The sequence below is a fragment of the Burkholderia sp. SCN-KJ genome (assembly GCF_024656005.1).
In the GTDB taxonomy this organism is placed as follows: domain Bacteria; phylum Pseudomonadota; class Gammaproteobacteria; order Burkholderiales; family Burkholderiaceae; genus Burkholderia.
This window is the reverse complement of the sequence record NZ_JANKOG010000017.1, coordinates 28,743-54,294: the sequence shown is the minus strand read 5'-3', so window position 1 is coordinate 54,294 and position 25,552 is coordinate 28,743. Positions and strand designations below refer to the sequence as shown.

General features: G+C 67.4%; 24 protein-coding genes and 2 pseudogenes. 16 read left to right on the top strand and 10 right to left on the bottom strand.

Annotated elements, in window-relative coordinates; translation table 11 throughout:
- Positions 1-95: 95 nt before the first annotated feature.
- Both NQV17_RS25410 and NQV17_RS25405 read left to right on the top strand, forming a co-directional pair.
- The gene (locus NQV17_RS25410; protein WP_257774346.1) at positions 96-530 is read left to right on the top strand and encodes a phosphatase; all 435 of its coding nucleotides are present in this window, start codon (positions 96-98) and stop codon (positions 528-530) included.
- Positions 531-664: 134 nt separating this feature from the next.
- Positions 665-857 (top strand): annotated as a pseudogene (locus NQV17_RS25405) (histidine-type phosphatase); the annotation flags it as partial.
- Positions 858-864: 7 nt separating this feature from the next.
- On the opposite strand, the gene NQV17_RS25400 reads toward NQV17_RS25405, so the two are convergent.
- Both NQV17_RS25400 and NQV17_RS25395 read right to left on the bottom strand, forming a co-directional pair.
- Positions 865-1,116, bottom strand: coding sequence for an energy transducer TonB (locus NQV17_RS25400; protein ID WP_257774345.1), 252 nt, complete (start codon positions 1,114-1,116; stop codon positions 865-867).
- Positions 1,117-1,196: 80 nt separating this feature from the next.
- Positions 1,197-1,475 (bottom strand): transcriptional regulator, encoded by a 279-nt coding sequence (locus NQV17_RS25395; RefSeq protein WP_257774344.1) that lies wholly within the window; start codon positions 1,473-1,475, stop codon positions 1,197-1,199.
- Positions 1,476-1,871: 396 nt separating this feature from the next.
- On the opposite strand from NQV17_RS25395, the gene NQV17_RS25390 reads away from it, so the two are divergent.
- The 4 genes from NQV17_RS25390 to NQV17_RS25375 all read left to right on the top strand — a co-directional run bounded on the left by NQV17_RS25390 (position 1,872) and on the right by NQV17_RS25375 (position 8,081).
- Positions 1,872-2,171, top strand: coding sequence for a hypothetical protein (locus NQV17_RS25390; protein WP_257774446.1), 300 nt, complete (start codon positions 1,872-1,874; stop codon positions 2,169-2,171).
- Between the two features lie 402 nt (positions 2,172-2,573).
- A complete protein-coding gene (locus NQV17_RS25385) occupies positions 2,574-4,220 on the top strand; it encodes an EAL domain-containing protein (RefSeq protein ID WP_257774343.1) in 1,647 nt (548 codons plus the stop codon).
- A 251-nt stretch (positions 4,221-4,471) separates the two neighbouring features.
- Complete coding sequence (locus tag NQV17_RS25380) at positions 4,472-6,838, top strand: DNA polymerase II (protein ID WP_257774342.1); 2,367 nt, start codon at positions 4,472-4,474, stop codon at positions 6,836-6,838.
- A 115-nt stretch (positions 6,839-6,953) separates the two neighbouring features.
- Positions 6,954-8,081 (top strand): molecular chaperone DnaJ, encoded by a 1,128-nt coding sequence (locus NQV17_RS25375; RefSeq protein WP_257774341.1) that lies wholly within the window; start codon positions 6,954-6,956, stop codon positions 8,079-8,081.
- 45 nt (positions 8,082-8,126) lie between these two features.
- On the opposite strand, the gene NQV17_RS25370 is transcribed toward NQV17_RS25375, so the two are convergent.
- From NQV17_RS25370 to NQV17_RS25345, 6 genes are all read right to left on the bottom strand, one after another.
- Positions 8,127-9,032, bottom strand: a complete 906-nt coding sequence (locus tag NQV17_RS25370; RefSeq protein WP_257774340.1) for a LysR family transcriptional regulator — start codon at positions 9,030-9,032, stop codon at positions 8,127-8,129.
- A 79-nt stretch (positions 9,033-9,111) separates the two neighbouring features.
- Entirely contained in the window at positions 9,112-10,356 is a 1,245-nt protein-coding gene (locus NQV17_RS25365) for an acyl-CoA dehydrogenase family protein (protein WP_124520964.1), read from the bottom strand.
- 38 nt (positions 10,357-10,394) lie between these two features.
- Positions 10,395-11,153 (bottom strand): SDR family NAD(P)-dependent oxidoreductase, encoded by a 759-nt coding sequence (locus NQV17_RS25360; RefSeq protein WP_257774339.1) that lies wholly within the window; start codon positions 11,151-11,153, stop codon positions 10,395-10,397.
- 7 nt (positions 11,154-11,160) lie between these two features.
- Positions 11,161-11,925, bottom strand: coding sequence for an SDR family oxidoreductase (locus NQV17_RS25355; RefSeq protein ID WP_257774338.1), 765 nt, complete (start codon positions 11,923-11,925; stop codon positions 11,161-11,163).
- Positions 11,926-11,984: 59 nt separating this feature from the next.
- Positions 11,985-13,016, bottom strand: coding sequence for a phosphotransferase (locus tag NQV17_RS25350; protein WP_124529371.1), 1,032 nt, complete (start codon positions 13,014-13,016; stop codon positions 11,985-11,987).
- A 20-nt stretch (positions 13,017-13,036) separates the two neighbouring features.
- Positions 13,037-13,711, bottom strand: coding sequence for a histidine phosphatase family protein (locus NQV17_RS25345; RefSeq protein ID WP_257774337.1), 675 nt, complete (start codon positions 13,709-13,711; stop codon positions 13,037-13,039).
- Positions 13,712-13,921: 210 nt separating this feature from the next.
- On the opposite strand from NQV17_RS25345, the gene NQV17_RS25340 reads away from it, so the two are divergent.
- Positions 13,922-14,077, top strand: a complete 156-nt coding sequence (locus NQV17_RS25340) for a DUF3309 family protein (RefSeq protein ID WP_044848819.1) — start codon at positions 13,922-13,924, stop codon at positions 14,075-14,077.
- Positions 14,078-14,187: 110 nt separating this feature from the next.
- On the opposite strand, the pseudogene NQV17_RS25335 reads toward NQV17_RS25340, so the two are convergent.
- Positions 14,188-14,496, bottom strand: a pseudogene (locus NQV17_RS25335) (hypothetical protein); the annotation flags it as partial.
- Positions 14,497-14,802: 306 nt separating this feature from the next.
- Here NQV17_RS25335 and NQV17_RS25330 point away from each other — a divergent pair.
- The gene (locus NQV17_RS25330; protein ID WP_257774336.1) at positions 14,803-16,086 is read left to right on the top strand and encodes an MFS transporter; all 1,284 of its coding nucleotides are present in this window, start codon (positions 14,803-14,805) and stop codon (positions 16,084-16,086) included.
- Between the two features lie 146 nt (positions 16,087-16,232).
- Here the strand turns inward: NQV17_RS25330 and NQV17_RS25325 are convergent, their stop codons facing one another.
- Complete coding sequence (locus tag NQV17_RS25325) at positions 16,233-17,177, bottom strand: LysR family transcriptional regulator (RefSeq protein ID WP_257774335.1); 945 nt, start codon at positions 17,175-17,177, stop codon at positions 16,233-16,235.
- Positions 17,178-17,332: 155 nt separating this feature from the next.
- Between NQV17_RS25325 and NQV17_RS25320 the strand changes: the two genes are divergently transcribed.
- The 8 genes from NQV17_RS25320 (at position 17,333) to NQV17_RS25285 (ending at position 25,470) form a co-directional block, all read left to right on the top strand.
- Positions 17,333-18,394 carry a 4-hydroxythreonine-4-phosphate dehydrogenase PdxA gene (locus NQV17_RS25320; protein WP_257774334.1) on the top strand — a complete coding sequence of 354 codons (1,062 nt, stop codon included), beginning with the start codon at positions 17,333-17,335 and terminating at the stop codon, positions 18,392-18,394.
- A 61-nt stretch (positions 18,395-18,455) separates the two neighbouring features.
- Positions 18,456-19,628 (top strand): L-rhamnonate dehydratase, encoded by a 1,173-nt coding sequence (locus tag NQV17_RS25315; RefSeq protein ID WP_124487123.1) that lies wholly within the window; start codon positions 18,456-18,458, stop codon positions 19,626-19,628.
- Positions 19,629-19,636: 8 nt separating this feature from the next.
- The gene (locus tag NQV17_RS25310; protein ID WP_257774333.1) at positions 19,637-20,554 is read left to right on the top strand and encodes a dihydrodipicolinate synthase family protein; all 918 of its coding nucleotides are present in this window, start codon (positions 19,637-19,639) and stop codon (positions 20,552-20,554) included.
- Positions 20,555-20,652: 98 nt separating this feature from the next.
- A complete protein-coding gene (locus tag NQV17_RS25305) occupies positions 20,653-21,945 on the top strand; it encodes an MFS transporter (protein WP_257774332.1) in 1,293 nt (430 codons plus the stop codon).
- 43 nt (positions 21,946-21,988) lie between these two features.
- Complete coding sequence (locus NQV17_RS25300; protein WP_044847506.1) at positions 21,989-22,936, top strand: YncE family protein; 948 nt, start codon at positions 21,989-21,991, stop codon at positions 22,934-22,936.
- A complete protein-coding gene (locus NQV17_RS25295; RefSeq protein WP_257774331.1) occupies positions 22,914-23,870 on the top strand; it encodes an amidohydrolase in 957 nt (318 codons plus the stop codon). Before NQV17_RS25300 ends, NQV17_RS25295 begins: the two co-directional genes overlap by 23 nt.
- A 126-nt stretch (positions 23,871-23,996) precedes the next feature.
- Positions 23,997-24,953 carry a hypothetical protein gene (locus NQV17_RS25290; RefSeq protein ID WP_257774330.1) on the top strand — a complete coding sequence of 319 codons (957 nt, stop codon included), beginning with the start codon at positions 23,997-23,999 and terminating at the stop codon, positions 24,951-24,953.
- Between the two features lie 67 nt (positions 24,954-25,020).
- Complete coding sequence (locus tag NQV17_RS25285) at positions 25,021-25,470, top strand: N-acetyltransferase (protein ID WP_257774329.1); 450 nt, start codon at positions 25,021-25,023, stop codon at positions 25,468-25,470.
- The last annotated feature ends 82 nt before the right edge of the window (positions 25,471-25,552 follow it).

The window sequence follows — 25,552 nt, the reverse complement described above, 5'->3', positions numbered from 1 at the left end:
ATAAATATTAATTGGTTGCAATTTCCGGATCGACGCTAAGGTGTGGGGCATTCCCGTCCGCGAACGGACCGTCACGTCTCAGGAGAGGAATCACCGTGGTCATCGAAGCCATCGTCACCCGTCTCGACGCCGCATTCGCGCAGATCGAAGCGACACCGGATTCGCACGAATCGCGCAACCAGCGCGATGCGATCATCCAGTGGCTCGACAGCGCGTCGGAGCAAGGATATCGACTCGGTCTCGTCACGACGCTGCCGGCCGCCCGCCTCAGCGACATGTTCGAAGGCCAGTTCGGCCGCGCGAACCTCGACCGCTTCTCGGTCGTCGTGACCGACGCCAATCAGCAGGACTCCATAGCAAATCAGCATCCGTTCGACGTCGCGCTGCAAGCGCTGGGCGTGCCGCCCGAGCGCGCGGTGGCCGTCGCGAGCAGCGAACCGGAACGCCGCGAAGCCGAGACGTTCGGCCTGTCGCGTTGCGTGCGCATCACCGACACGATGCGCTCGATCGCATCGGCAGGCGTGCACTGAGCCGAGCGCCGCATACGGGCCGGCTCACGCCGGCCGGTCGCGATCCGGCGCGATGCCGAGGATTGCCCGACCGAATCCTGAAATTCTGCCGTCAAAGTGGACTGCAACACTTCCAGGCTCGACCGATCCTGCACGGCGACCAGATGTCGTCGATAGCGGCGAACATGCGATGGGACGTGTATCGCAACGGCTCGCGGCTCATCGCGACGATGCTTGTACAACGAGCGCGAGATGGATTTCCAGGCGGCGTGCGACCGCGCGAAGATGGCCGCGGGTAGTCACTTCTATGACTACGCGGAATTGAAGCGCTGTGACGGGTATCCGTGACGCGCTGTCAGTCCACCGGGTAATCGAGATCGTGCCAGCGCTTCGCCGATTTCCCGCCGGAGCCGAGGTGACCGCCGGGGAAGCGCATCACCGCAATCGCGTGCAGCGCTTTCGTGTCGAGCGCGGCGTCGCCGCAGCTGCGCCTGACCTTGAGATCGCGGACGCGCCCCTGCTCGTCGAGCCAGACCCGCACGATCACGCGCCTTTTCGACACGGGAGTCTGCACGCCGCGTGACAACAGGCGATCCATCAGCGACATGAAGTTCTCCCCGATCGTCGAATGCTTCGGTTATCGCCGCGCGCATCGACGGATCGACGCGCGCTGGTGTGCGCGCCGCGTCAATGCCGGGCGGCTGTGCTCATGTGTGCCGGCGCGGCCTTCGGCTTCGCGGCGACATGCGCCTTCTGCTCGGCGCCGGCCGCATGTTGAACCTTGCCGGTCTTCGCGGGGGCCGCGTGTGCGTTCGGCGCAGGTTTCGCGCCGGCATGCGCCGCGACCGGCGCCTTCGACTGCTGACGAACGGTTTGCCGCCCCGGCTTCACGGCCGCCGCACTGCTCGCCGTCACGGGCGGATGCTTGACCTGCTGCGCGTACGCGTTGACGTCGTGATCGCTCATCCACGATTCCGTGTAGGCCGCCGACGCGGGATGAGCCAGGTTGAGATACGCGACCGATGCGACGAGAAAGGCACGAACATGCTTGCGACGATTGAATGCGGTAATGACGAATGCTCCTTGCGATCCGGCTTGACGCCGTGTATCGGCGCCGTCGTGGCGGCACGATAAATGAGCGCCTTCGGCATCGCAAGCCTCCGTCGGCGATTCAAACGATTCTTGACGTTTGAACGATCGATCCGGTGCGTGCGAGGTCGAACCGGCGCGGCAGCTGCGCGGTCGCTTCGGCATGCACATGTCGTCGCGCACGGGGCCGGAACGCTGAAAGCCAATCGCCCCCCCGACGAGGCCGAACTCGGATTCGCCGACGGTGTCGAACGTGCATCGCCGGAGATTCACATGAAACGCGCCGCCCCGTTCGCCCTCCTGATCCTGCTCGCCGCCAGCAGCTTGCCGGCCCTCGCCGGCAGTGCCGCGTCGCCGGTCCCGCAGCAAGCGAAAAACTGCGTACCGTCATCCACGTCCGCCGGCACGGCGCCCGGCTCCCGCACTGCATCAAAAGCGCCGCCGATCCGCGTATGCGTCGGCGATTCCGACACGCAACTGAACCTGCCGTGGTTCCTGACCGACGTCCTCACCGCCGTGGACACGCATCAATCTCCCCGCGACCTGCTCCACAAGATGCGCAACGATTTCTGAAGCGCGGCTGTGCCGCGGCACGCGGGTTGGACCTCGTTCAAGGCGATCCGGGGCCCGGATCGGCGGAGGTGACGCGCGATGCAAATATTTCCCATCAGGCATCAATCCAGCAATTGCGCTTTTTTTGAATATCAATATTTCGCAATCGGGCATGGCACGCCTTATACTTGCCGCGCACCATCCTCGTGCCAAGAGACGGTGTCTTTTGTCCCGGCTGCACACCGATGCGGCCGGGTTTTTTTCGTGTGCGATACCGATATACATGCGTGGTCGGGGTATGTTACGGAGAAGCGCCTCGAATCCAGCGCCCCGCCGCGATGCCGCTTCGTGCGTTTCGCGAGCTAGAATCGCCTTGCGTCCCGATATCGGCGCGAGCCGCGGTGCCCCGGCCAGGCACCGCGAATGCATCGCGTCTATCCATCGACCGGTTCGATCTGCATTCTCATGCGTACAACAACAAGTACGACCCGAGGACCTGCCGCGCCCGCACTGCGCCCGAAGCCCGCATTCCAGCGCAGCGGCGCGTGGCCGCACGTCGTTTTCCCGTTCGCCCTGATCGTCTGCATCCTCGTGTTCGTGGTCGCGCTCGTCGTTGCCGGGCGCCTGGCGCGCGACGCGATCGCGCAGCACGAACGCGTCGTCGCGAACGACATCGTGATATCGGTCGACCGCATTCTCGACGGGATTCGCTCGCGTCACCCGGCCGAGCTGGACGCGCTGGTCGGGCGACCCTGCATGACGATCTTCAGGACGCTCGCCGAAGTAGGCACTCACATGCGCTATCTTCGGGCCGTCGGGCTGGCGAACGACGGTCGCGTCACGTGCTCGTCGGCACTGGGCGCGATCGACGTCCCGCTCGCCGCATACATTCGCGCGCCCGGGCCGGGGATGACGGCCATCACGCTGCTTCGGCAAACGCCGTTTCAGCATCGCGTTCCGGTGCTGGCGGCGTTTCGCGCGACCGCGCCCGAATCCGGCGTCCTCTATGTGGTCGAAGGCGACTATGTGGCGGACATGCTCGCGCACGGCACCCGCTTCGGGGCGGAAACGGCCACGCTGTCGATCGAAGGCGCCGGAAGCATCGATCAGCATGGCGCGTTCGTGCCGCCGTTCGGCGCGGCGCCGCCCACCGGCAGCACGATCGCGTCGAACGCCTGGCCGTTCACGGTCTCCGTCACCTCGTCGGAACCCTACGTTTCGCAGGTGCAGCGGCGCTACGGACTGATCTGCGTGACGATCGCGCTGCTGGTCAACGGCCTCGTCGCGGCCGCGTACCTGCTCGCGATGGCGCCGCGCCGGCTGTTGCTGAAGGCCGTTCGCAATGCGCTGAAGCGCAACGAGTTTCATGTCGTCTATCAGACTATCGTCGATGTCGAAACGCGCAGGACCGTCGGCGTCGAGACGCTGCTGCGCTGGCAGCATCCGAAATGGGGGCCCATCAGTCCGGCCGTGTTCGTCCCGGAGGTTGAATCGAGCACGATCCTGCCGAAGGTGACCGAATTCGTGCTGCGCACGGCCATCGCGGAACTGTCCGCGCTCGCGCCGTCGATGCCGCTGCATGTCGCGATCAACATCGCGCCGAAGGATCTCGAACGCGCGCGCTTCGTGTCCGTCGTCGAAGACGCGATCCGCCGGCTACCGCCGGGCTGCACGCTGGTGCTCGAAGTCACCGAGCGCATCCTGCTCGAGAAGAATCCGCGCACCATCGAGATGTTCGCCGCGCTGCGCGCGAAAGGCGCGAAGTTCGCGATCGACGACTTCGGCACGCATCACAGCAACCTCGACATGCTGTCGCGCTTTCCGTTCGACTACGTGAAGATCGATCGACAGTTCATCTCCCAGCTGACGACGGGCAACGCGAAACTGATCGAAGGGATCGCCGCCGTCGCGCACCACTACGGCCTGAAGATCATTGCCGAGGGCGTGGAGACGGAGGAGCAGCATCGCGCGCTGCATGCGGTCGGGATTCAGTATGCGCAGGGCTATCTGTACCAGCGACCGCAGCGACCGGAAGACCTGAAACGGGAATTCGCGCCGATGCCGGCCTAGGGCCTGCGCTGCGGCAACGCTGCCGCAGCTGGCGGACGACGCGCTCGCGCGCTCGACAGACGAATGCGTACCGCACGAACGTCATCCGGCCTGCGCGCGACGCCGATTGCTTCACGCGGCCGATGCAACGCGCACCACGTGGCGGATCCGGCACCGCGTCCTGCCACCCGATGCCAGCGGCGCCGCTTCGGCGGGAACCGCGCGAGAAGCGCTAAAATCCGCCGCCTGGGCATCCACGACGAGCAAGTGTTTTGACTGCGTTCGAGCAGGGTTTCATCCTCACCCGCCACTGGCGGGACACCGCGTCCGGCATCGAGATCGAGTTCTGGCTGGCAACCGAACACGGTCCGCGCCGCGTGCGGCTGCGCCCGCAGGAAGCCGTCGCGTTCGTGCCGGCCGAGCAGCGGGCGCTCGCCGAACGCACGCTGGCCGGCGAGCGCGATGCCGAACTGCGCCCGCTCGCGCTGCGCGACTTCCGCCAGCGCGCGGTGGCCGGCCTCTACTGCCGCCGCTACCGCCATTTGTCCGGACTCCAGAAACGCCTCGCCGCGGCCGGCGTCGACGTCTACGAAGCCGACGTGCAGCCGCCCGACCGCTATACGATGGAGCGCTTCATCACGGCGCCCGTGCAGTTTCGCGGCACGGCCGGCCGCGACGGCACGCTGACCGACGGCGAACTGAAGCCCGCGACCGGCTATCGTCCCGCGCTGCGCTGCGTATCGCTCGACATCGAGACGAGCGTCCACGGCGAGCTGTATTCGATCGCGCTCGAAGGCTGCGGGCAGCGGCAGGTCTACATGCTCGGCCCGCCGAACGGCGACGCGCGCGCCGCGGACTTCAAGCTCGACTACTGCGACAGCCGGCCCGACATGCTCGCGCGGCTCAACGACTGGTTCGACGAACACGATCCCGATGCGGTGATCGGCTGGAACCTCGTGCAGTTCGACCTGCGCATCCTGCATGCACACGCGGAGCAATACGGCGTGCCGCTGAAGCTCGGGCGCGGCGGCAGCGTGCTCGAGTGGCGCGCGCACGGGCAGCAGCCCGACCATTTCTTCGCGGGCGCGGCCGGCCGCCTGATCCTCGACGGCATCGACATGCTGAAATCGGCGACGTGGACGTTCCCGTCGTTCAGCCTCGAATACGTATCGCAGTCGCTGCTCGGCGAAGGCAAGTCGATCGACAATCCGTATCAGCGGATGGACGAGATCCAGCGCCGCTTCGATCACGACAAGCCCGCGCTCGCGCACTACAACCTGAAGGACTGCGAACTCGTCACGCGCATCTTCGACAAGGCCGACCTGCTGTCCTTCGCGCTCGAACGCGCGACCGTCACGGGCCTCGCGGCCGATCGCACCGGCGGCTCGGTCGCCGCGTTCACGCACCTGTACCTGCCGCGCATGCACCGGCTCGGCTACGTCGCGCCGAACCTCGGCGACGTGACCGGCCAGAACAGCCCCGGCGGCTTCGTGATGGATTCACGACCCGGCCTGTACGACTCGGTGCTCGTGTTCGACTACAAGAGCCTTTATCCGTCGATCATCCGCACGTTCCTGATCGATCCGGCCGGGCTGATCGAAGGGCTCGCGCATCCGGGCGACGACACGTCGGTGCCCGGCTTTCTCGGCGCGCGCTTCTCGCGCACCGCGCATTGCCTGCCCGACATCGTGCGGCGCGTGTCGGAAGGCCGCGACGAAGCGAAGCGCCAGCGCAACGCGCCGTTGTCGCAGGCGCTGAAGATCATCATGAATTCGTTCTACGGCGTGCTCGGCTCGACGGGCTGCCGGTTCTTCGATCCGCGCCTCGCGTCGTCGATCACGATGCGCGGCCACGAGATCATGCACCGCACGCGCGAGCTGATCGAGGCGCAGGGTTACGAAGTCATCTACGGCGATACCGATTCGACCTTCGTGTGGCTCGGGCGCGAGCACGACGACGACGCGGCCGCCGCGAAGGGCCGCGCGCTCGTCGAGCACGTGAACCGCTGGTGGCAGGCGCACCTGCGCGATCGCTTCGGGCTCGAAAGCGCGCTCGAACTGCAGTACGAGCGGCATTACCGGCGCTTCCTGATGCCGACCGTGCGCGGCGCGGAAGAAGGCAGCAAGAAGCGCTATGCGGGCCTCGCGCGCGCGGCGGACGGCGGCGAGGACCTCGTGTTCAAGGGGCTCGAAACGGTGCGCACCGACTGGACGCCGCTCGCGCAGGCATTCCAGCGCGAACTCTACCGGCGGGTGTTCAAGCGCGAGCCGTACCAGGATTTCATTCGCGATTACGTGCGGCGCACGCTCGCCGGCGAATACGACGCGCAACTGATCTATCGCAAGCGCGTGCGCCGGCCGTTGAGCGAATATCAGCGCAACGTGCCGCCGCACGTGCGTGCCGCGCGGATCGCCGACGACTTCAACCAGGCGCGCGGCAGGCCGCTGCAGTACCAGCGCGGCGGCTGGATCAGCTACGTGATGACGACGGCCGGCCCCGAACCGCTCGAAACGATGCGCTCGCCGATCGACTACGCGTTCTACGTGAGCCGCCAGCTGCAGCCGGTCGCCGATGCGATCCTGCCGTTCCTGCGCGACGATTTCGAACGCGTGATTTCCGGGCAGGGGCAATTGTTCTGAGCGCGATGCGCGGCGAGCACGGCTGCCCGAGCCGACCGTCTCGCCACCGGCCCCGGCGATGCCGGCTAAAATACCGGCCTGCCGCGCCTCCCGCCGCGGCCGGAGGACCTTCATCATGACCGCACGTCGCGGTGCCGCGGTCGCCATCGCGCCCGGTCACGAGACAGCCAGCCTGTCCAAAGCCCAGCAAGCCTTCAATACGCTCGTCAAGCACATCGAAAAGCGGCGCGAGCGTCTGGGCGCATGGGAAGCGGTCACGCCGGCCTTCCAGAAGAAATTCGTCGACGGGCTGCTGCCGCTCGAACAGGAAGCGACCGCGCTGCGGATCAGGCTGCTCCATCTGCTCGACGACGCGTTCCTGCAGAAAGGCCTGAGCAAGGCCGAGCAGCGCATGCTGTCCGACCTGATCACCGACATGGCGCGCGACTTGCTGAACGTCAGCGACGACGCGGCGCTGAAGGTCATTTACAACCGCCATCGCGCATCCGACGACGCCGGCAATGCCGCGGCCGATCCCGAGCCGAGGAAGCGGGAGCCGAAGCCGATGCCCGCCACGGAGCCGGCCGACGATCTCGACACGCTGTCACCCGACGAGCTCGCCGAGCGGATGCAGGCCGAACTCGACGCCCAGTTCGAGCGCGACATGGCCGCTCACGCGGCACGCGAGGCCCAGCGCGCGAAGCGCAAGAAGGCGCCGAAGCAGTCGGCCGCGCAGGCGAAGCGCGAGGCCGAGCAGGCCGAATCGAGCAAGTCGATCCGTGAGATCTATCGCAAGCTGGCCAGCGCGCTGCATCCCGATCGCGAAACCGATCCGCAGGAACAGCAGCGCAAGACCGTGCTGATGCAGCGGGTCAACCACGCGTATGCGAAGGGCAATCTGCTGCAACTGCTGGAACTGCAGCTGGAGATCGAACAGATCGACCGACGCGCGATCGACGGCCTGAGCGAAGCACGGCTCACGCGCTACAACGGCATCCTGGAGGAACAGCTGCGCGAGCTCGATCAGGAGATCCGGCACGTCGAGAACGATTTCCGGCGCACTTACGGCATCGCGTCGTCCGTCAAGATCGCGCCCGATACCGTGATCCGCATGCTCGCGCGCGACATCGCCGGCATGCAGCGCGGCAACCAGGACCTGACCGTCGCGCTGCGCGAGTTCGAGGATCCGGACTATGTCAGGGACTGGTTGAAGGACATGAAACGCCGGCCGGTATCGTCGCGCTTCGACGACGATTCGTTTTGAGCGAAGCCGGCGTGGGCCGGCGCGCGGCGCGCACGCGCCGTCACATCACGGCGACTCGCCGATCCCGCCCATCAGCATCATCAACTGCTCGCGCAGCCACTGGCTGCCCTGATCCTGATCGGCGCTGCGATGCCAGTAGCAGAAATATTCGAGCCCCGGCATCTCGAACGGCAGTTCGAGAATCCGTGCGGGGTAGCGCTGCAGCAGCCGCAGCGGCGCCGTCAAAGCGAGGTCGCTGCGCATCGCGATCAGCGGCGCAACCATGTAGTGCTGCACGCGCATCTGGATGTTGCGGCGCAGCCCGAGCCGCGTCAGTTCCGCATCGACGTGCCCGCTGCCCTTGCGGCGGCTCGACACGTGGATGTGCCCCATCGACAGGTAGTCGTCCAGGGTCAGCGTGTCGCCCTTGAACGGGTGGTCGTCGCGGATCATGCACGCGTAGCGGTCGCGCACGAGCAGCGCCTGGTGCAGGTGCGGGTCGCCGATCAGCGGCGCGTCGATCGCGATGTCGACGGAGCCGTTCGCGAGCGCGGTCGCCACTTCGCGGCGGTCCATCGTGTAGCTGCGCACGTGCATGCCGGGCGCATGCGTCTGCAGCAGTTCGCCGAGCGCGGGCAACAACAGCGCTTCGGTCAGGTCGCTCATGCTCAACCGGAACACGCGCTCGGACGACGCCGGATCGAACACGTCGCCTTCGTGCGCGCTCGAATCGAGCAGCTGCAGCGCCTCGCGCACGCGGCCGACGATGTTCTCGGCCATCGGCGTCGGCATCATCCCGGCCGGCGTGCTGACGAACAGCGGATCGTTCAGCGTCTTGCGCAGCCGCGCCAGCGCGTTGCTGACGGCCGGCTGCGTGAGGTTCAGCACCTCGGCCGCGCGCGTCAGGTTGCGCTTGTTGTAGATCGCCTCGAATACGACGAACAGGTTCAGATCAATCTTCGAAAGGCGCATCGCCGGATCTCCTTGCCGGCATCTTAATACGGCGTGCGTCTCCCGTTCGCCCACGTCGCTGGCTCGCGCGGTGCGCCGCTCAGCCGCGCGGCGGCCGCGTCAGGTACGGTTCGGTCGAGCCACGCACGGCGTCCTTGATCTCCATGCGCGCGATCGCCTGCAGGTGCACCTCGTCCGGACCGTCGGCGAAGCGCAGCGCGCGGCCCCAGGTCCACAGGTCGGCGAGCGGCGTGTCGGGGCTCAGGCCCGCCGCGCCGAACACCTGCATCGCGCGGTCGCACACGTTCGTGTACACGGTCGGCACGAGCGCCTTGATCATCGAGATTTCCTTGCGCGCCGCCTTCGCGCCGACCTTGTCGATCATCCACGCGGCCTTCAGCACCAGGAGGCGCGCCTGGTCGATCTCGATGCGCGAACGCGCGATCCATTCGCCGATCGTGCCGTGCCGGTTCAGCGGCTTGCCGAACGCCTCGCGCGACTGCGCGCGGTCGATCATCAGCTCCAGCGCGAGCTCGGCCGCGCCGATCGAACGCATGCAGTGGTGGATGCGGCCCGGCCCGAGGCGCGCCTGCGCGAGCGCAAAGCCGCTGCCTTCCTCGCCGAGCAGGTTACGCGCCGGCACGCGCACGTCGTCGAACGTGATCTCGCAGTGCCCTTCGGGCGCGTAGTGATTGACCACCGTGATGTTGCGCACGATCGTCACGCCCGGCGTGTCGCGCGGCACGAGGATCATGCTCTGCTGCTGGTGCGACTCCGCTTCGGGATCGGTCTTGCCCATCACGATGAAGATCTTGCAGTTCGGGTGCGCGGCGTTCGTGATGAACCACTTGCGGCCGTTGATCACATATTCGTCGCCCACGCGCTCGATGCGCGTCGTGATGTTGGTCGCGTCCGACGATGCGACGTCGGGCTCCGTCATCGCGAACGCCGACCGGATCTCGCCGCGCAGAAGCGGCAGCAGCCACTGCTCGCGCTGCTCGGGCGTCGCGAACATGTGCAGCAGTTCCATGTTGCCGGTGTCCGGCGCGTTGCAGTTGAACACCTCCGACGCCCAGCTCACGCGCCCCATGATCTCGGCGAGCGGCGCGTATTCGAGGTTCGTCAGGGCCGTGCCGGGCTCGTCGGCCTTCAGGTGCGGCAGGAACAGGTTCCACAGGCCTTCGGCCTTCGCGCGCTCCTTCAGCGCCTCCATGAACGACACGGGATACTGCCCCGCATGCACTTCTTCGTTCCACTGACGAATGCGCGGCACGATGTGCGCGTCCATGAACGCGCGCACGCGTTCGCGCAGTTCTTCCACTTTCGGGGTGTAGCCAAAGTCCATGATCGACTCCTCGAGATTCCGGTTTCCGTTCGTTCGGTTCAGAAGGCCGAGACACCGCCGTCGACGGCGACGGCCTGCCCGGTCAGATAGGTGTTTTCCTTCGCGCACAGCGTGAGCATCGTCGCGACGATTTCCTCGGGGCGGCCGAGCCGCTTCATCGGCGAGCCCTGCGCGAGAAAGTCCTGGCGCGCGCCGAGCTCGCTGTCGGTGACCATCGGCGTCGCGCTGTAGAACGGGCACACCGCGTTCACGCGAATGCCGTGGCGCGCGTATTCGAGTGCGGCCGTCTTCGTGAGCCCGACCACCGCGTGTTTCGACGCCGCATAGGCGGCCAGCTTCGGCGCGCCGCCGAGCCCGGCCATCGACGCGACGTTCAGGATCACGCCTTCGCGCTGCGCGAGCATCTGGCGAATCTGGTGCTTCATCGCGAAGAACACGCCCTTCGCGTTCACCGCGAAGCTCAGATCGAGATCGGCTTCGTCGGTATCGATCAGCGCCTTCATCGGCGGGGCGATGCCGGCATTGTTGATGCCGACGTCGAGCCGTTCGAAGCCCGCAACCGCCGCCTGGACCAGCAACGCGACGTCGGCTTCGACGCGCACGTCGCAGCGCTGCGCGATCACGTCGGCGCCGGCTGCGCGCAGCCGCGCGGCCACACGTTCGAGCGCCGCTTCGTTCAGGTCGCCGAGCGCGAGCCGCGCGCCCATCGCGGCCAGCTCGCTCGCGAGCAGCGCGCCGAAGCCGCTCGCGGCGCCGGTGATCATCACGGCCTGCCCGGCATAGCTGTCGATTTTCATTGCGCGCTCAGATCGTCAGGCCGCCGTCGACGACGATGCATTCGCCGTTCGTGTAGCTCGCCGCATCCGACACGAGATACAGCACGGTGCCGGCCATCTCGCGCGGCTCCGCGTGGCGGCGCAGCGGGATCTTCGTCATCCAGGTTTCGTAGATGTCCTTGTCGGCAAACAGCGCGCCCGCGAACTTCGTCTTGGTGAGGCCCGGCAGCAGCGCGTTCACGCGGATGCCGAACGGCCCGCACTCCTTCGCGAACGCCTTCGTCATGTTGACGACCGCGGCCTTCGTGATCGAGTAGATGCCTTGCCGGTCGCCCGGCTGCAGCGCATTCACCGACGCGGTGTTGACGATCGCGCCGCCGCCCTGCGCCTTCATCAGCTTGCCGGCCTCGACCGACATGAAGAAGTAGCCGCGGATGTTCACGTCGACCGTCTTTTCGTACGCGGCGAGATCGGTGTCGAGGATGTGCCCGAAATACGGATTCGCGGCCGCGTTGTTCACGAGGATATCGAGCCGGCCGTGCTTGCCGCGGATCGTCTCGAACGTCGCGGCGATGTCCTCCAGCCGCCCGACGTGGCACGCCAGCGCTTCGGCGCGGCCGCCCGCCGCGACGATTTCGTCCGCCACCGCCTGGCAGTCGCCGAGCTTGCGGCTCGACACGATCACGTGCGCGCCCTGCTGCGCGAGCAGCTTCGCGATTTCCTCGCCGATGCCGCGGCTCGCGCCCGTCACCAGCGCGATCTTGCCCGTCAGGTCGAACAGATTCGTTGCCATGTTGCTGTGCTCCTCCATTGATGTGTTGTCGTGCGCGCCGCGCGGCGAAGCCCGCGATTTCAGCGCTGCGCGTCGATCACGTCGACGGCCATCTCGGCCAGCCGGCCGGCCATCGCGCCGACGCGCAGCGCCTGCTCGCTCGACGCGTTGCCCTGCAGCGCGCGCGCCTTCACGCCCTGCGCGATCGCCGCGAGCCGGAAGAAACTGAACGCGAGATAGAAATGCCAGTCGCGGATCGGCTCGATGCCGCGCAGCTCGCAATAGCGCGCGACGATCGCCGCTTCGTCAGGAATGCCGAGTTCCGCGCGATCCTGGCCCGCGAGCCCGCGCACCTGGCCGCCCGACGGCAGCCGCAGGCACATGCAGAAATACGCGAGATCGGCGAGCGGGTTGCCGAGCGTCGACAGTTCCCAGTCGAGCACGGCCTGCACGCGATAGCCGTCGCGCGCGAACATCAGGTTGTCGATCCGGAAATCGCCGTGCACCAGCGCGGGCCGGCCGGTGTCCGCCGGGCACGCCTTCGGCAGCCAGTCGATCAGCGTCTCCATCGCGTCGAGGCGCTCGGTTTCCGCCGCGCGATACTGCTTCGTCCAGACGCCGATCTGGCGCTCGAAGTAGTTGCCGGGGCGGCCGTAGTCGGCAAGGCCCACCGCGTCGACGTCCACGTCGTGCAGCGCGGCCATCGTGCGCAGCAGCGCGTCGTAGCAGGTCGCGCGCTCGGCCTTCGGCAGCTCCGGCAGCGCCGGATCCCAGAAGATCCGGCCGTCCTCGAAGCTCATCACGTAGAACAGGCTGCCGATCACGTCGCGGTCTTCGCAGAGGTGATACGGATGCGCGACCGGCACCGCGGTGCCCGACAGCGCACTCAGCACGCGGAATTCGCGGTCGACCGCATGCGCGGATTTCAGCAGCTCGCCGGGCGGCTGGCGGCGCAGCACGTAGCGGCCGCTCTTCGCGTGCAGCAGGAAGGTCGGGTTCGACTGGCCGCCGGCAAACTTCTCCATGTCGAGCGGGCCTTCGAAACCCGGCACGTGCGCTTCCAGATAGCGCGTGAGGCGGGCTACGTCGAGGGGCTGGGAAGGATTCGTCATCGTCGCGATCGTTCGTGGGGTCAGCCGTAGGTGCGCCACGTGTGCCGTTCGGGATCCTCGAGATGCGGGATGCCGTTGAACGACGCGAGGTGGAACGCTTCGGCGTTGAAGAAAAACTGCGAAAGACTGCTGTTGCGGATCTGCAGGTTCAGCGCGATCGCGCTCGACGGCGGCGCGGCGAGCACCTGCTGCACGGTCACCGCGATCGGGCCGCCGGAGCTCACCGCGAGCACGCGCTGGCTGCCGCCGCCGCGGATCGCGGCGCGCGCGTCGGCGACGCGCTGCTGGAACTGCGCCCAGGTTTCGGGCGCGGTGTCGCCGAGCCTGTCGTCGGCCCACAGGTGCAGCACCTGCCGCAGCGCGCGAAAGTGCTCCTTCATCGAGCCGGCCGCGAGCCGCGCGATCTCCGGATAGTCGCTCGCCGCCGCCGCGAACAGCCCGTGGAAATCGTATTCGTTCAGGCCGGGATGGCGATCGACCGCCACGCCGTCGCGGCCCATTCCGCGCAGGATCGCGGCGACCGTCTGCGCATGCCGGTTCATCGTGCCGCAGATCACGCGGTCGAACGCCAGGCCCTGCCGCGCGAAGTATTCGCCGAGCCAGACACCCTGCTGCTCGCCGGCAGCGGATAGCCGGTCGTAGTCGTCCGTGCCGAACGACGCCTGCCCGTGCCGTACCAGAAAGAGTTCAGCCATTGCCTGTTCCGCCTGAATGAAACCGAAAGATCAGCATAGCGACGGGGTCTTCATTTTTGAAATTTATTTTCTGAATCGGACGCTATTCATCCCATGAATTCCGGTATTCAAACAGTGCGCTTTCGCCGGCTTGCGCCGATGGCCGTGCATCGCGGCACGGGAATTGCGCAAGCAGGCACCGTCAAGTCGAACAAGTTCAGGAGGGGTGCGATGCTCGGTACAATCCTTATCATCGTTCTGGTTCTGCTGCTGATCGGGGCGTTTCCGGCGTGGCCGCATAGCCGAAGCTGGGGCTACTGGCCATCGGGCTCCCTCGGGCTGATCGTCGTCATCGTCGTGATACTCGTGCTGCTGGGCCACATCTGAGTGTGACGACGCGTGCCGGTTCAACAGGCACGCGTCGTTCGGTCCGCGCGCCGTGGCTTCTTTACAAACGCCCGCGATGAACGCCAAGCCGGCAATGGCGAGCCGATAGATCGCTCGGCCGCCTGCTTGGTACGCGCCTTCACGAGCGCGCGCGCCGGCGCGGACGGCACCAGCCATTCGCGCTTCGCGCCGTAATACCCGGCGATCCCGAGGAACAGCGTCATCGCACCGCTCACGATGAGCGCGCTGAACAGCGCGTCGAGCATCACGCACGCGAACTCGAGCATGAACACGGCAACCAGCGGCATCAGCAGCAGCCGGAACGAATAGCCGTCGCGGCCGTGCCCCTGGATCCACCATTTCACCGGCTGGAGTTGCCAGAAGCGGTTGTCCCGGTGGCGTGAAAGTCGTTGTTCCATGTCCGTCCATTCCCGACTGTGCGATTGCGCCGCGTCACTGCATCATGACGGCACCGGCGTCGAAACGCGTTCGACCCATGCCGCGCGTCGTGTCCGTGCGCGGCCATCCCGCATCATGCCGCAACCGTTCGTGGAAAACCCGCACGGCGCCCCGAGCCGGCACCCGAACGCGGCGAAACCGAACACCGCAGGTTATCGATTGATCCAAAAGATTCAATAGACGATGCCTCCTCCGGCGCGCGATGCTGGCCCGGCCAGTGAACGCGGCGTCATTGCAACGACGCGCACAAGAATGGAGTGAGACACATGCCGACCGATCACCGTCAACGACGCCACACGCTGTGGCTGCTGTGCGCGCTTTCGTTCATCCTCTACGTCGACCGCGTGAACCTCGCGACCGCGGCCGGTGCGATCAAGGCCGAACTCGGGCTGTCGAACACCGAACTCGGCATCGCGTTCTCCGCGTTCGCGTATTCGTACGCGATCTGCCAGATCTTCGGCGGCTGGATCGCCGACCGCTTCGGCGCCCGCATCACGCTGATCGGCTGCGGGCTGATCTGGGTCGCGTCGACCTTCATGACCGGGCTCGTGCACAGCCTCGCGCTGCTGTTCGCCGCGCGCCTGCTGCTCGGGATCGGCGAAGGCGCGACGCTGCCCGCGCAGGCCCGCGCGATCACGCACTGGTTCACGCGCGAACGGCGCGGCGTCGTGCAGGGCTTCACGCATTCGTTCTCGCGGCTCGGCAACGCGGTCACGCCGCCGATCGTCGCCGCGCTGATGACGTGGCTGTCGTGGCGCGCGGCGTTCTTCGTGATCGGCGCGGTGACGCTGGTGTGGCTCGTGTGGTGGATCGTCGGCTTTCGCGAGTATCCGGTCGGCGGCAGCGGCGACGGCGACAGCCGTACGCGCGCCGCTGCCGCCGCCCGGCCGGCACCGGGTCCGACGCCGTGGGGGCCGCTGTTCCGCCGGATGGCGCCGACGATCTTCGTGTACTTCTGCTACGGCTGGACCGCCTGGCTGTTCTTCACGTGGCTCCCGACGTTCTTCCTGAACGGCAAGGGCCTCGACCTGAAGTCCACCGCGCTGTTCGCGTCCGGCGTGTTCTTCGCGGGCGTCGTCGGCGACACGCTCGGCGGCTGGCTGTGCGACCGCATCTACCGCAAGACCGGCAACCTCGCGCTGTCGCGCCAGAGTGTGATCGTCGCGAGCTTCACCGGCGCGCTCGCCTGCATGCTGCCGCTCGCGTTCGTGCATTCGACGGCCGGCATCGCGCTGTGCCTGTCCGGGTCGTTCCTGTGCCTCGAACTGACGATCGGGCCGATCTGGGCCGTGCCGAGCGACATCGCGCCGACGCACGCGGGCATCGCGAGCGGGATGATGAATGCGGGTTCCGCAATCGCGGGGATCCTGTCGCCGATCCTGTTCGGCTATCTCGTCGACCACACCGGCAGCTGGACGGTGCCGTTCGTCGGGTCGGTCGCGATGCTGCTGATCGGCATCGTCGCCGCGCTGCGGATCCGGCCGGATCGCGCGTTGTCGGCATCGACGCCGTCGCTCGCCGAAGCGCCGGCCGCGCCGTCGGCACGCTGAAGCGGGGTGGCGGCGGTTCGCCGCGCGGTATCGGGCTTGGTCCGGCTCGGCGTGGATTGTCCCGACCTGCCCTGATCGCCGTCATCACGCACCGCGAGCGTAGCTTGCCGGTGCGTGACGCCGCAACGTAGCCGCCCCGCCTTCCATCAATCGCCCGCGCCCTGCCCGCCTTCCTGATGGAACAGCGCCAGAAACTGCTGCGCCGGAATGCTCAGCGGCCGATCACGCCGCACGAGGCTGCCATACGACGGCAGCTTCTGGTCGAGTTCGTAATCGAGGATCGCAACCAGCCCGTGCGCCGCGTTGCGCTGCGCGACGGTCAACGGAATCACGCCGAGCATCCGCGAACGGTCGACGAGGTTCATCGTCGTCAGGATCGAGCCCGTTTCGACGAGCCCGCGCGGCATCGGCTGGTGACGCGCGCGGAACTCGCGCTCGACCACCTCGCGCGCCGGGCTGCCGGCCGGCTGCAGGATCCACGTGTAATCGAGCAGCGCGTCGAATTCGACCGGCCCCGCGCCCGCGAGCGGATGGTCGCGGCCCGCGATGATCGCGAGCGCCTCGTCGTCCACCACGCGGAAGTCGCAATCGGTGCCGACGTTGCGGCCGATCACCACCTCGAGCACGCCCTCGCGCAACTGCGGCATCAGCCGGTCGCTGGTATCGACCGCGATGTCGATCGCCAGCAGCGGATAGCGCGCCTTCAACTGCACCAGCGCCTCGGTGAGCCGCCCCGGCGACGCCGCCATGATGCTGCCGATCGCGAGCCGCCCCGCGCTGCCGAGCTGCAGTTCGCCGAGCTCGCGATTGAGCGCCTCCATGCTGCCGCGAATCCCGCGGAAATAGCCGAGCACGCGCTCGCCGGCCGGATTCAGCACGAGCCCGCGCCCGACGCGATCGAAGAGGCGCTGGCCGAGCGCGCTTTCCAGTTCGGCCAGCATCTTCGTCGCGGCCGGCTGCGTGAGGCCGAGCTGCCCGGCCGCCGCGCGCAGCGTCGAGCATTCATCCACCGCGAGCAGCAGCGCGATCTGCCGCATCCGCAGCCGGTTCAGCAATTGGGGAGTCGAGTCTCGTCGATCGATCGAGCCCATTTCGATTACTCCAGGTTATCGATTCATCAAGAGTTTTCAATTTACCGACTCATTCCGTCTACCTAGCATGAACCCCATACACCAACGGCCGCACGCCGCCACCGGAGACACCGCATGAACATGCAACCGCCCGCCGCCCGCCACGGAGACGCCGCATGACGACCGCCGCCACCGTGCCCGCTGCTTCACTGCCCGTCATCGCGCTGACCCTCGGCGACCCCGCCGGCATCGGCGCCGAACTGATCGCGAAACTGCTCGCGCGGCCCGACGCGACGTCCCGCGCGAACCTCGTGCTGATCGGCGACCGCTGGCTGTGGGAAGCCGGCCAGCGCGTCGCCGGCGTGACGGTCGACGTCGAACCCGTCGCGTCGCTCGCCGCCGTGCGCGGCCGGCCGTCCACCGCGCGCGCCGCGTTCGTCGCGCTCGACACGATCGATCGCGCGCAGGTCACCGTCGGCCAGCCCGGCGCGGCCGGCGGCCGCTCGACGCTGACCGTGCTCGACCGCTGCCTCGACGCCGCGCTCGCCGGCGACATCGACGCGATCTGCTTCGCGCCGCTGAACAAGTACGCGATGAAGCTCGGCGGGCTCCGGCACGACGACGAGCTGCACCACTTCGCCGCCGCGCTCGGCGTGACCGGCTACTTCTGCGAATTCAACACGCTCGGCGAGCTGTGGACCGCGCGCATCTCGTCGCATATTCCGCTGAAGGATGCGGCGGCCCAGCTGAGCGTCGCGCGAATCGAACAGGCATCCGAACTGATCTACCGGTCTCTGCTCGCGAACGGCGTCGCGGCGCCGAAGGTCGCGATCGCCGCGTTCAACCCGCACGGCGGCGACGGCGGCAGCTGCGGCCGCGAGGAAGTCGACATCATCGAGCCGGCCGTGCGCAAGCTGCAGTCGCGCGACTGGCCGACCGACGCGCCGTTCCACGGCCCGTTCCCTGCCGACACGATCTTCCTGAAGGCGCAGGCCGGCGACTACCAGGCGATCGTCACGATGTACCACGACCAGGGGCAGATCGCGATCAAGCTGCTCGGCTTCTCGCGCGGCGTGACCGTGCAGGGCGGGCTGCCCGTGCCGATCACGACGCCCGCGCACGGCACCGCGTACGACATCGCGGGCCGCGGCACGGCCGACGTCGGCGCGACCTGGCAGGCGCTGCAGATCGCGTGCCGCATGGGCGCCGCGCGCCGCACCCACACCGTTTCGGCGTGACGCTCGCGCGCCCGCCACACACGACGCACACACGACAACATCGATTCCAGGAGACACCAACATGAAGATCCGCTCCGTGCGCGCCCGCGTATTCCAGTGGAAAGGCAAGACCGTTCCGCCGCAGGGCAACTTCTGCTCGAACGCGATGGACCTGCTGTACGCGCCGCAGGAAACCATGAGCACGTTCCGCTTCCACGCGTGGACGGTCGTGGAAGTCGAGACCGACGACGGCATCGTCGGCCTCGGCAACGTCGCGCTCGCGCCGCACGTCGCGAAGGCGATCATCGACCAGTACCTCGCGCCGCTCGTGATCGGCCAGGACCCGTGGGACTACGAGTACCTGAACCAGCGGATGTACCGCGCGACCCACGCATGGGGCCGCAAGGGCATCGGCATGGCGGCGATCTCGGCGGTCGACATCGCGATCTGGGACATCCTCGGCAAGAGCGTCGGCAAGCCGGTGTTCAAGCTGCTCGGCGGGCGCACCAAGGAGAAGATCCCCTGCTACTACTCGAAGCTCTACCGCACCGACCTGAAGGCGATGCAGGAGGAAGCGCAGCAATACCTGAAGGAAGGCTTCCGCGCGTTCAAGATGCGCTTCGGCTACGGGCCCGCGCACGGCCAGCAGGGCGTGGTGGAGAACCTGAAGTCGGTCGCGGCGATCCGCGAAGTGATCGGCTACGACAACGACCTGATGCTCGAGTGCTACATGGGCTGGAACCTCGAGTATGCGAAGCGCATCCTGCCGAAGCTCGAGAAGTACCAGCCACGCTGGCTCGAGGAGCCGGTGATCGCCGACGACATCGACGGCTACGCGGAGCTGAACCGGCTGACGAGCATTCCAATCTCCGGCGGCGAGCACGAGTTCTCGCTGTACGGCTTCAAGCAGCTGCTCGACCGCAAGGCCGTGTCGGTCGTGCAGTACGACACGAACCGCGTCGGCGGGATCACGATGGCGCACAAGATCAACGCGCTGTGCGAGGCGTACAGCGTGCCGGTGATTCCGCATGCGGGCCAGATGCACAACTATCACCTGACGATGAGCACGCTCGCATCACCGATGAGCGAGTACTTCCCGATGTTCGACGTGGAAGTCGGCAACGAGCTGTTCTATTACATCTTCGACGGCGAGCCGGTGGCCGAGAACGGCTTCCTGCAGCTGCGCGACGACGTCCCGGGCCTCGGTCTCACGCTGAAGACCGAGTTCCTCGACCAGTTCGACATCGTCGAGTGAGGCTGGCCATGCACGCACGCTACCAGGGCGTCTTTCCGGTCGCGCCGACGATCTTCGACGCGCATGGCGCGCTCGACCTCGACGGCCAGCGCCGCTGCCTCGACTTCATGATCGATGCCGGCTCGCAAGGCATCTGCATCCACGCGAACTACTCGGAGCAGTTCGCGCTCGGCGACGACGAACGCGACCTCATCACGCGCACGACGCTCGAGCACGTCGCCGGCCGCGTGCCGGTGATCGTCACGACGTCGCACTTCAGCGCGCGGATCTGCGCGGAACGCAACCGCCGCGCACAGGCACTCGGTGCCGCGATGGTGATGGTGATGCCGCCGTACCACGGCGCGACGTTCCGCGTGCCCGACGCATCGATCCGCGCGTTCTTCCGCGAAGTCGCCGACGGCCTCGACATTCCGCTGATGATCCAGGACGCGCCCGCGAGCGGCGTCGCGCTGCCGGCGTCGCTGCTCGCGACGCTCGCGCGCGAGATCGACGCCGTGTCGTACTTCAAGATCGAGACGCCCGGCGCCGCGTCGAAGCTGCGCGAGCTGATCGCGATCGGCGGCGACGCGATCGAAGGGCCGTGGGACGGCGAGGAAGGCATCACGCTGCTCGCCGACCTCGATGCCGGCGCGACCGGCGCGATGACGGGCGGCGGTTATCCGGACGGCATCCGCCGCATCACCGACGCGTATTTCTCCGGACGCCGCGACGAAGCGTGCGAGCAATACGCGCGCTGGCTGCCGCTGATCAACTACGAGAACCGCCAGTCGGGCTTCCTGACCGCGAAGGCGCTGCTGAAGGAAGGCGGTGTGATCGCGTGCGACCGGCCGCGCGCCCCCTGGCCCGAACTGCATCCGCAGGTGCGTGCAGGCCTGCTCGACGCGGCACGGTGGCTCGATCCGCTCGTGCTGCGCTGGGGCCGCTAGCCATCGTTTCGTACCCGCAACGCGCGTTGCGTTGCGCATCGGCGTGACGGCGGCCCGACAGAAGGCCGCCGCCGCTCATCACATGGATCGGAGACACCATGACTCTGCTGAACCCCGCCACCCCGGCCTATGAAGCCGGCGATGCCATTCCGCGCCGCCGCTGGCTGCGCGTGATTCCGCCGCTGCTGCTCGCCTGCATCGTTTCGTACATGGACCGCGTGAACATTGCGTTCGCGATGCCGGGCGGGATGAACGCCGAACTCGGCATGGACGCGACGATGGCCGGCCTCGCCGGCGGCATCTTCTTCTTCGGCTACCTGTTCCTGCAGATTCCCGGCGGCCGGCGCGCCGCGCTCGGCAGCGGCAAGAAGTTCATCGCGTGGTCGCTCGTGAGCTGGGCCGTGCTGTCGGTGCTGACCGGGCTCGTCACCCATACGTGGCAACTTTTGGCGCTGCGCTTCCTGCTCGGCGTGGCGGAAGGCGGGATGCTGCCGGTCGTGCTGACGATGGTCAGCCACTGGTTTCCCGACCGCGAACGCGGCCGCGCGAACGCGATGGTCATCATGTTCGTGCCGCTCGCCGGCATGATCACCGCGCCGCTGTCCGGCTTCATCCTCGCTGCTTACGACTGGCGTCACCTGTTCTACAGCGCCGGCGCGCTGTCGCTGCTGTGCCTGTTCGCGTGGCTGATGTTCGCCGACGACAGCCCGGAAACCGCGCGCTGGGTGTCGCCGCGCGAGAAGGCGTACATCCTCGACGCGCTGCGCGACGAACAGGCGCGCAAGCAGGCCAAGGGCACGCCGGCCGCCGCGTCGTTCGGCGCGATACTGCGCAACCCGACGATCTGGCTGCTGATCGCGATCAACTTCTGCTATCAGGTCGGCATCTACGGCTATACGATGTGGCTGCCGACCCTGCTTAAAAACCTCACGCACGGCGGGATGGGCAAGGTCGGCCTGCTCGCGATGCTGCCGTATGTCGCGATGGTGATCGGGATGTTCACCACGTCGTATTTGTCGGACCGGACCGGCAAGCGCCGCCTGTTCGTGCTGCTGCCGCTCGTCGGCTTTGCCGCGTGCCTCGCGCTGTCGGTGCTCACGCATGGGTCGATGATCGTGTCGTTCGCGTTCCTGATCGGCTGCGGCTTCTTCCTGCAGGCGGCGGCCGGCGTGTTCTGGGCGATTCCGCCGAAGCTGTGCAGCGTCGAGACGGCCGGCAGCGCGCGCGGCCTGATCAACGCGCTCGGCAACCTCGGCGGCTTCTGCGGCCCGTATGCGGTCGGCGTGCTGACCCAGCACGTGAGCGCGGCCGCCGGCGTGTACAGCCTCGCCGTCACGCTCGCGGTGGCCGGCCTGCTCGCGCTGACGCTGCCCAGGCGCTGCGAAGACTGACCGGACACGCACGGACACGCGAACGAATCAACGGAGACACCCCATGAACGACATCCTGTTGCTGGTGCAGAAATGCGCCCACACCTTCAGCTTCTACGACCTCGAAACGAAAGCCGCGCTCAAGCACATCGTGCTGCCGAACTTCCCGCACGAGTTCACCGTCGACGTGAACGACCGCTTCGCGTACGTCGGCATCTTCGGGATCGAGACCGCATGGTCGCGCGGCCATGAAGGCGATCACCGGATCGCCGAGATCGATCTCGTCGAGCGCACGCACACGCGCATGCTCGACCTGTGGCCGTACTACCGGCCGCACGGGATGGCGGCCGATCGCGACGGCCGGCTGTACGCGATGAGCGAGGCGCACGACATGCTGCTCGTGTTCGACGCGCCGACCCGGCAGGCCGTGCCGAACATGGCCGTGCCATCCGGCGGCGTGAAGACGCACCTCGTGACGCTCACGCGCGATGCGAGCCGCGCGTACGGCGTGCACCTGCTGTCGAACACGGTCACGCAATTCCATCCGCGCGACGCGACCGTCGCGCCGCGTGCGGTGATGCCCGGCCCGCGTCCCGAAGGCAATGCGCTGTCGAGCGACGAGCGCACGCTGTTCGTCGCGAATCGTGGCGACGACACGCTCGTCGAGATCGACACCGACACGATGACCTGCGGCCGCCGCGTGAAGACCCGCAGCGATCCCAACCGCATCTACCGCACCACCGCGCCGGACGGCCGCGACCTGCTGCTGCTGACCAATTCCGGCGAGCGGTCGATCTCGGTGTTCGATGCGCGGCAGCTGGAGGAAATCGAACGCGTCGCGCTGCCCGCGAACCCGACCGCGCTGTCGTTCCATCCGTCGCGGCGCGTCGCGTACGTGTCGTTCCAGGACGACTACGTGCGCGAGCTCGATCTCGATGCGTGGCGGTTCGTCGGTGCATTGCCGACGCTGCGCGAACCGGATGCGTCGTATGTGCTCGCCGGCACGCGCTGAGCGGCGCGACGACGCGCCGCCGCCCGACGCGATGCCGGCGGCGCTCGTCGACGCGCATCACCACCTTTGGCAGCTCGGCGCGGATGCGCACTACCCGTGGCTGCAGGACCGGTACGATCCTGCGCACTTCATGTTCGGCGACTACGCGGCGCTGTGCCGCGATTTCGGCGTGGACGACTACCGGCACGCCGCGCAACGCGCGCCGCTCGTCGCGAGCGTGCACGTCGAGGCCGAACGGGCGCGCGACGAGGCGCTCGCGGAGACGCGCTGGCTGCACGAGGTCGCGGCCGCGCACGGGCTGCCGTCGGCCGTCGTCGCGTGGGTCGACCTGCTGGCCGACGACGCGCACGAGCGGCTCGCCGAACAGGCCGCATGGCCACGCGTGCGCGGCGTGCGGTTCAAGCCGCGCACCGCTGCGTCGCCGGACGCGGCCGTCGACGGGCCCGGCACGCTGCGCGACCCGCGCTGGCCGGCCGCGCTGGAACGCCTGGCCGCGCATGGCCTGAGCTGGGACCTGCGCGTGCCGTTCTGGCATCTCGGCGACGCGGCCGCGCTGCTGGCCGATGCGCCCGGCGTCGACGTCGTGCTCGAACATGCCGGGCTGCCGTGGGACCGTTCGGACACAGGGCTCGCGCGCTGGCGCAGCGGCATGGAAGCGCTCGCCGCCTCGCCGCGCGTGACCGTCAAGATCTCCGAACTCGGCTTGCGCGATGCGGCGTGGAACGACGCGGACAACGCGCGGATCATCCGCGACACGATCGCGATATTCGGCTGGCAGCGCTGCCTGTTCGCAAGCAATTTTCCGGTGGCGGGGTTGCGGGTGTCGTATCCGGCGTTGCTGCGCACGTTCGCCCGCGCGATGGCGGACCTCGACGATGCGGCGCGCCGCGCGATCTGGCATGACAACGCGATGCGTGTGTACCGGATCGCGTGAGCGGGCTTGATGCATCGGCCGGACGGCCAGAATCGTACGTATCCGGTTGACCGCAGGATGATTCGAAAGGTATACGAAAGCATTGCGCTTCGCGCGTCGATGGCCTTTCGAGTCAACCCATCCGGCATGATCAACCGCAACGGAAACACGGCCGGCTTCGCCGCGGCCGGTACACTTGGCGACATGAGCCACTTTCGCATTACCTATGACGGGCCGGCACTCGAATCGTCCGAAATGGACGTGCGGGAACTCGCCCCCGCCCTTCTCGCCGTCGGCGACTTGCTCGAGGCCTCGGCCAAGGCGCTCTGCGGAGACCAGGTTCGGCCACAGGTGAACGTCCGGGGCAGCTTCAAGACCGGCAGCTTCGGCATCGACTTCACGCTCGCGACCTCGCTCCTCGGCAGAATGCGCGACATGCTGAGCGGCAGCGAAGGCGCGGCACTCGCCAATGCCGTCACGATTCTGACCGCGCTCGGCATTGCCGGCCCGAAAGTCGGAACGGGCCTGTTCGCGGTACTCAAGTGGTTACGCGGCCGCCCGATCCAGCGCGTTCGGATGAACGAACGCACCGCCGTGCTGCACGTCGATGGCGAAACGCTCGAGATCGAACTGTCCGTCCTCACCCTGCTGCGGGACGTGAGTGTCCGCGAGGCGACCACCCGTGCGCTCATGCCGCTTTCGCGCGACGGCGTGACGATTTTCTCGGCCGGCACCGACACGGACGTGTTCGAGACCGTCACCCGGGACGAGGTCGACTGGTTCCGCGTACCCGAGCAAGCCAACGTACCGATCCTCGACGAGCATCGCAAGATGGCGTTTTCGATCGTGTCGCTCGCGTTCAAGGACGACAACAAATGGCGTCTCTACGACGGTGCCGCCACGATCCACGCCGCGATCACCGATGCGAATTTCCTGAAGCGCGTGGACAACAACCAGATCAGCTTCAGCAAGGGCGACGTACTCGTCTGCAGCGTGCGCGTACAGCAATGGCAGACCGCCGACGGAGCCAAGACCGAATACGAGGTCACGAACGTCCTCGAGCATCGTCCGGCCGCGCGGCAAATCCAGTTGCCCGGCCTTTGACCGGCATGCCGCGCTCGTGAATCATGCGCTGCATGCCATCGAACCCGCTCTCGAACGCGCTCCGACCATGCTCCCTGCGATCCGCCTGCGCCCGGCATCTGCCAGCAACCTGCCGTTCCTGCTGAGACTCCGCCGGCTCACGATGACCGAGCATCTGCAACGCGTCGGCGCCCCCACCGACGACGCAGCGCACCACCAGCGCATCGTGGCGAATTTCGACGACGCGATGATCGTCTGCGAAGGCAGCAACGCCGATGCCGACTCGATCGGCTTGCTGAAGGTGACGCGCGCCGCCGGCGAATGGCACGTCCACCAGATCCAGATCCTCCCGTCGCGACAAGGCCGAGGCATCGGCGAAGCCGTGCTGCGCGAACTGCTGAGCGAAGCCGCGCGCGAGCCCGTGCCCGTATCGCTCAGCGTGCTGCACGGCAACCCGGCGCGGCGCCTCTACGAACGGCTCGGGTTCCGGCTCCTTTCCGAAACGGACAGCAGCGCGAACCTGATATGGCACGCATGACGCCGCGCGGCCCGGCCGGCCGCACACGTAGCGCACCGAATGCCGCCGACGCAGCCCCCCGCCGCACACCTCGCAAAAAAAC

What these genes read in the sequence shown, in the direction of transcription:
- NQV17_RS25385 (WP_257774343.1), top strand. Translation starts at nt 2,574, where the DNA reads ATGCATCGCGTCTATCCATCGACCGGTTCGATCTGCATTCTCATGCGT.
- NQV17_RS25390 (WP_257774446.1), top strand. Translation starts at nt 1,872, where the DNA reads ATGAAACGCGCCGCCCCGTTCGCCCTCCTGATCCTGCTCGCCGCCAGC.
- NQV17_RS25315 (WP_124487123.1), top strand. Translation starts at nt 18,456, where the DNA reads ATGAAGATCCGCTCCGTGCGCGCCCGCGTATTCCAGTGGAAAGGCAAG.
- NQV17_RS25370 (WP_257774340.1), bottom strand. Translation starts at nt 9,032, where the DNA reads ATGCGCCTTTCGAAGATTGATCTGAACCTGTTCGTCGTATTCGAGGCG.
- NQV17_RS25330 (WP_257774336.1), top strand. Translation starts at nt 14,803, where the DNA reads ATGCCGACCGATCACCGTCAACGACGCCACACGCTGTGGCTGCTGTGC.
- NQV17_RS25325 (WP_257774335.1), bottom strand. Translation starts at nt 17,177, where the DNA reads ATGGGCTCGATCGATCGACGAGACTCGACTCCCCAATTGCTGAACCGG.
- NQV17_RS25395 (WP_257774344.1), bottom strand. Translation starts at nt 1,475, where the DNA reads ATGAGCGATCACGACGTCAACGCGTACGCGCAGCAGGTCAAGCATCCG.
- NQV17_RS25375 (WP_257774341.1), top strand. Translation starts at nt 6,954, where the DNA reads ATGACCGCACGTCGCGGTGCCGCGGTCGCCATCGCGCCCGGTCACGAG.
- NQV17_RS25285 (WP_257774329.1), top strand. Translation starts at nt 25,021, where the DNA reads ATGCTCCCTGCGATCCGCCTGCGCCCGGCATCTGCCAGCAACCTGCCG.
- NQV17_RS25360 (WP_257774339.1), bottom strand. Translation starts at nt 11,153, where the DNA reads ATGAAAATCGACAGCTATGCCGGGCAGGCCGTGATGATCACCGGCGCC.
- NQV17_RS25305 (WP_257774332.1), top strand. Translation starts at nt 20,653, where the DNA reads ATGACTCTGCTGAACCCCGCCACCCCGGCCTATGAAGCCGGCGATGCC.
- NQV17_RS25300 (WP_044847506.1), top strand. Translation starts at nt 21,989, where the DNA reads ATGAACGACATCCTGTTGCTGGTGCAGAAATGCGCCCACACCTTCAGC.
- NQV17_RS25345 (WP_257774337.1), bottom strand. Translation starts at nt 13,711, where the DNA reads ATGGCTGAACTCTTTCTGGTACGGCACGGGCAGGCGTCGTTCGGCACG.
- NQV17_RS25295 (WP_257774331.1), top strand. Translation starts at nt 22,914, where the DNA reads ATGTGCTCGCCGGCACGCGCTGAGCGGCGCGACGACGCGCCGCCGCCC.
- NQV17_RS25310 (WP_257774333.1), top strand. Translation starts at nt 19,637, where the DNA reads ATGCACGCACGCTACCAGGGCGTCTTTCCGGTCGCGCCGACGATCTTC.
- NQV17_RS25355 (WP_257774338.1), bottom strand. Translation starts at nt 11,925, where the DNA reads ATGGCAACGAATCTGTTCGACCTGACGGGCAAGATCGCGCTGGTGACG.
- NQV17_RS25340 (WP_044848819.1), top strand. Translation starts at nt 13,922, where the DNA reads ATGCTCGGTACAATCCTTATCATCGTTCTGGTTCTGCTGCTGATCGGG.
- NQV17_RS25400 (WP_257774345.1), bottom strand. Translation starts at nt 1,116, where the DNA reads ATGTCGCTGATGGATCGCCTGTTGTCACGCGGCGTGCAGACTCCCGTG.
- NQV17_RS25290 (WP_257774330.1), top strand. Translation starts at nt 23,997, where the DNA reads ATGATCAACCGCAACGGAAACACGGCCGGCTTCGCCGCGGCCGGTACA.
- NQV17_RS25350 (WP_124529371.1), bottom strand. Translation starts at nt 13,016, where the DNA reads ATGACGAATCCTTCCCAGCCCCTCGACGTAGCCCGCCTCACGCGCTAT.
- NQV17_RS25320 (WP_257774334.1), top strand. Translation starts at nt 17,333, where the DNA reads ATGACGACCGCCGCCACCGTGCCCGCTGCTTCACTGCCCGTCATCGCG.
- NQV17_RS25365 (WP_124520964.1), bottom strand. Translation starts at nt 10,356, where the DNA reads ATGGACTTTGGCTACACCCCGAAAGTGGAAGAACTGCGCGAACGCGTG.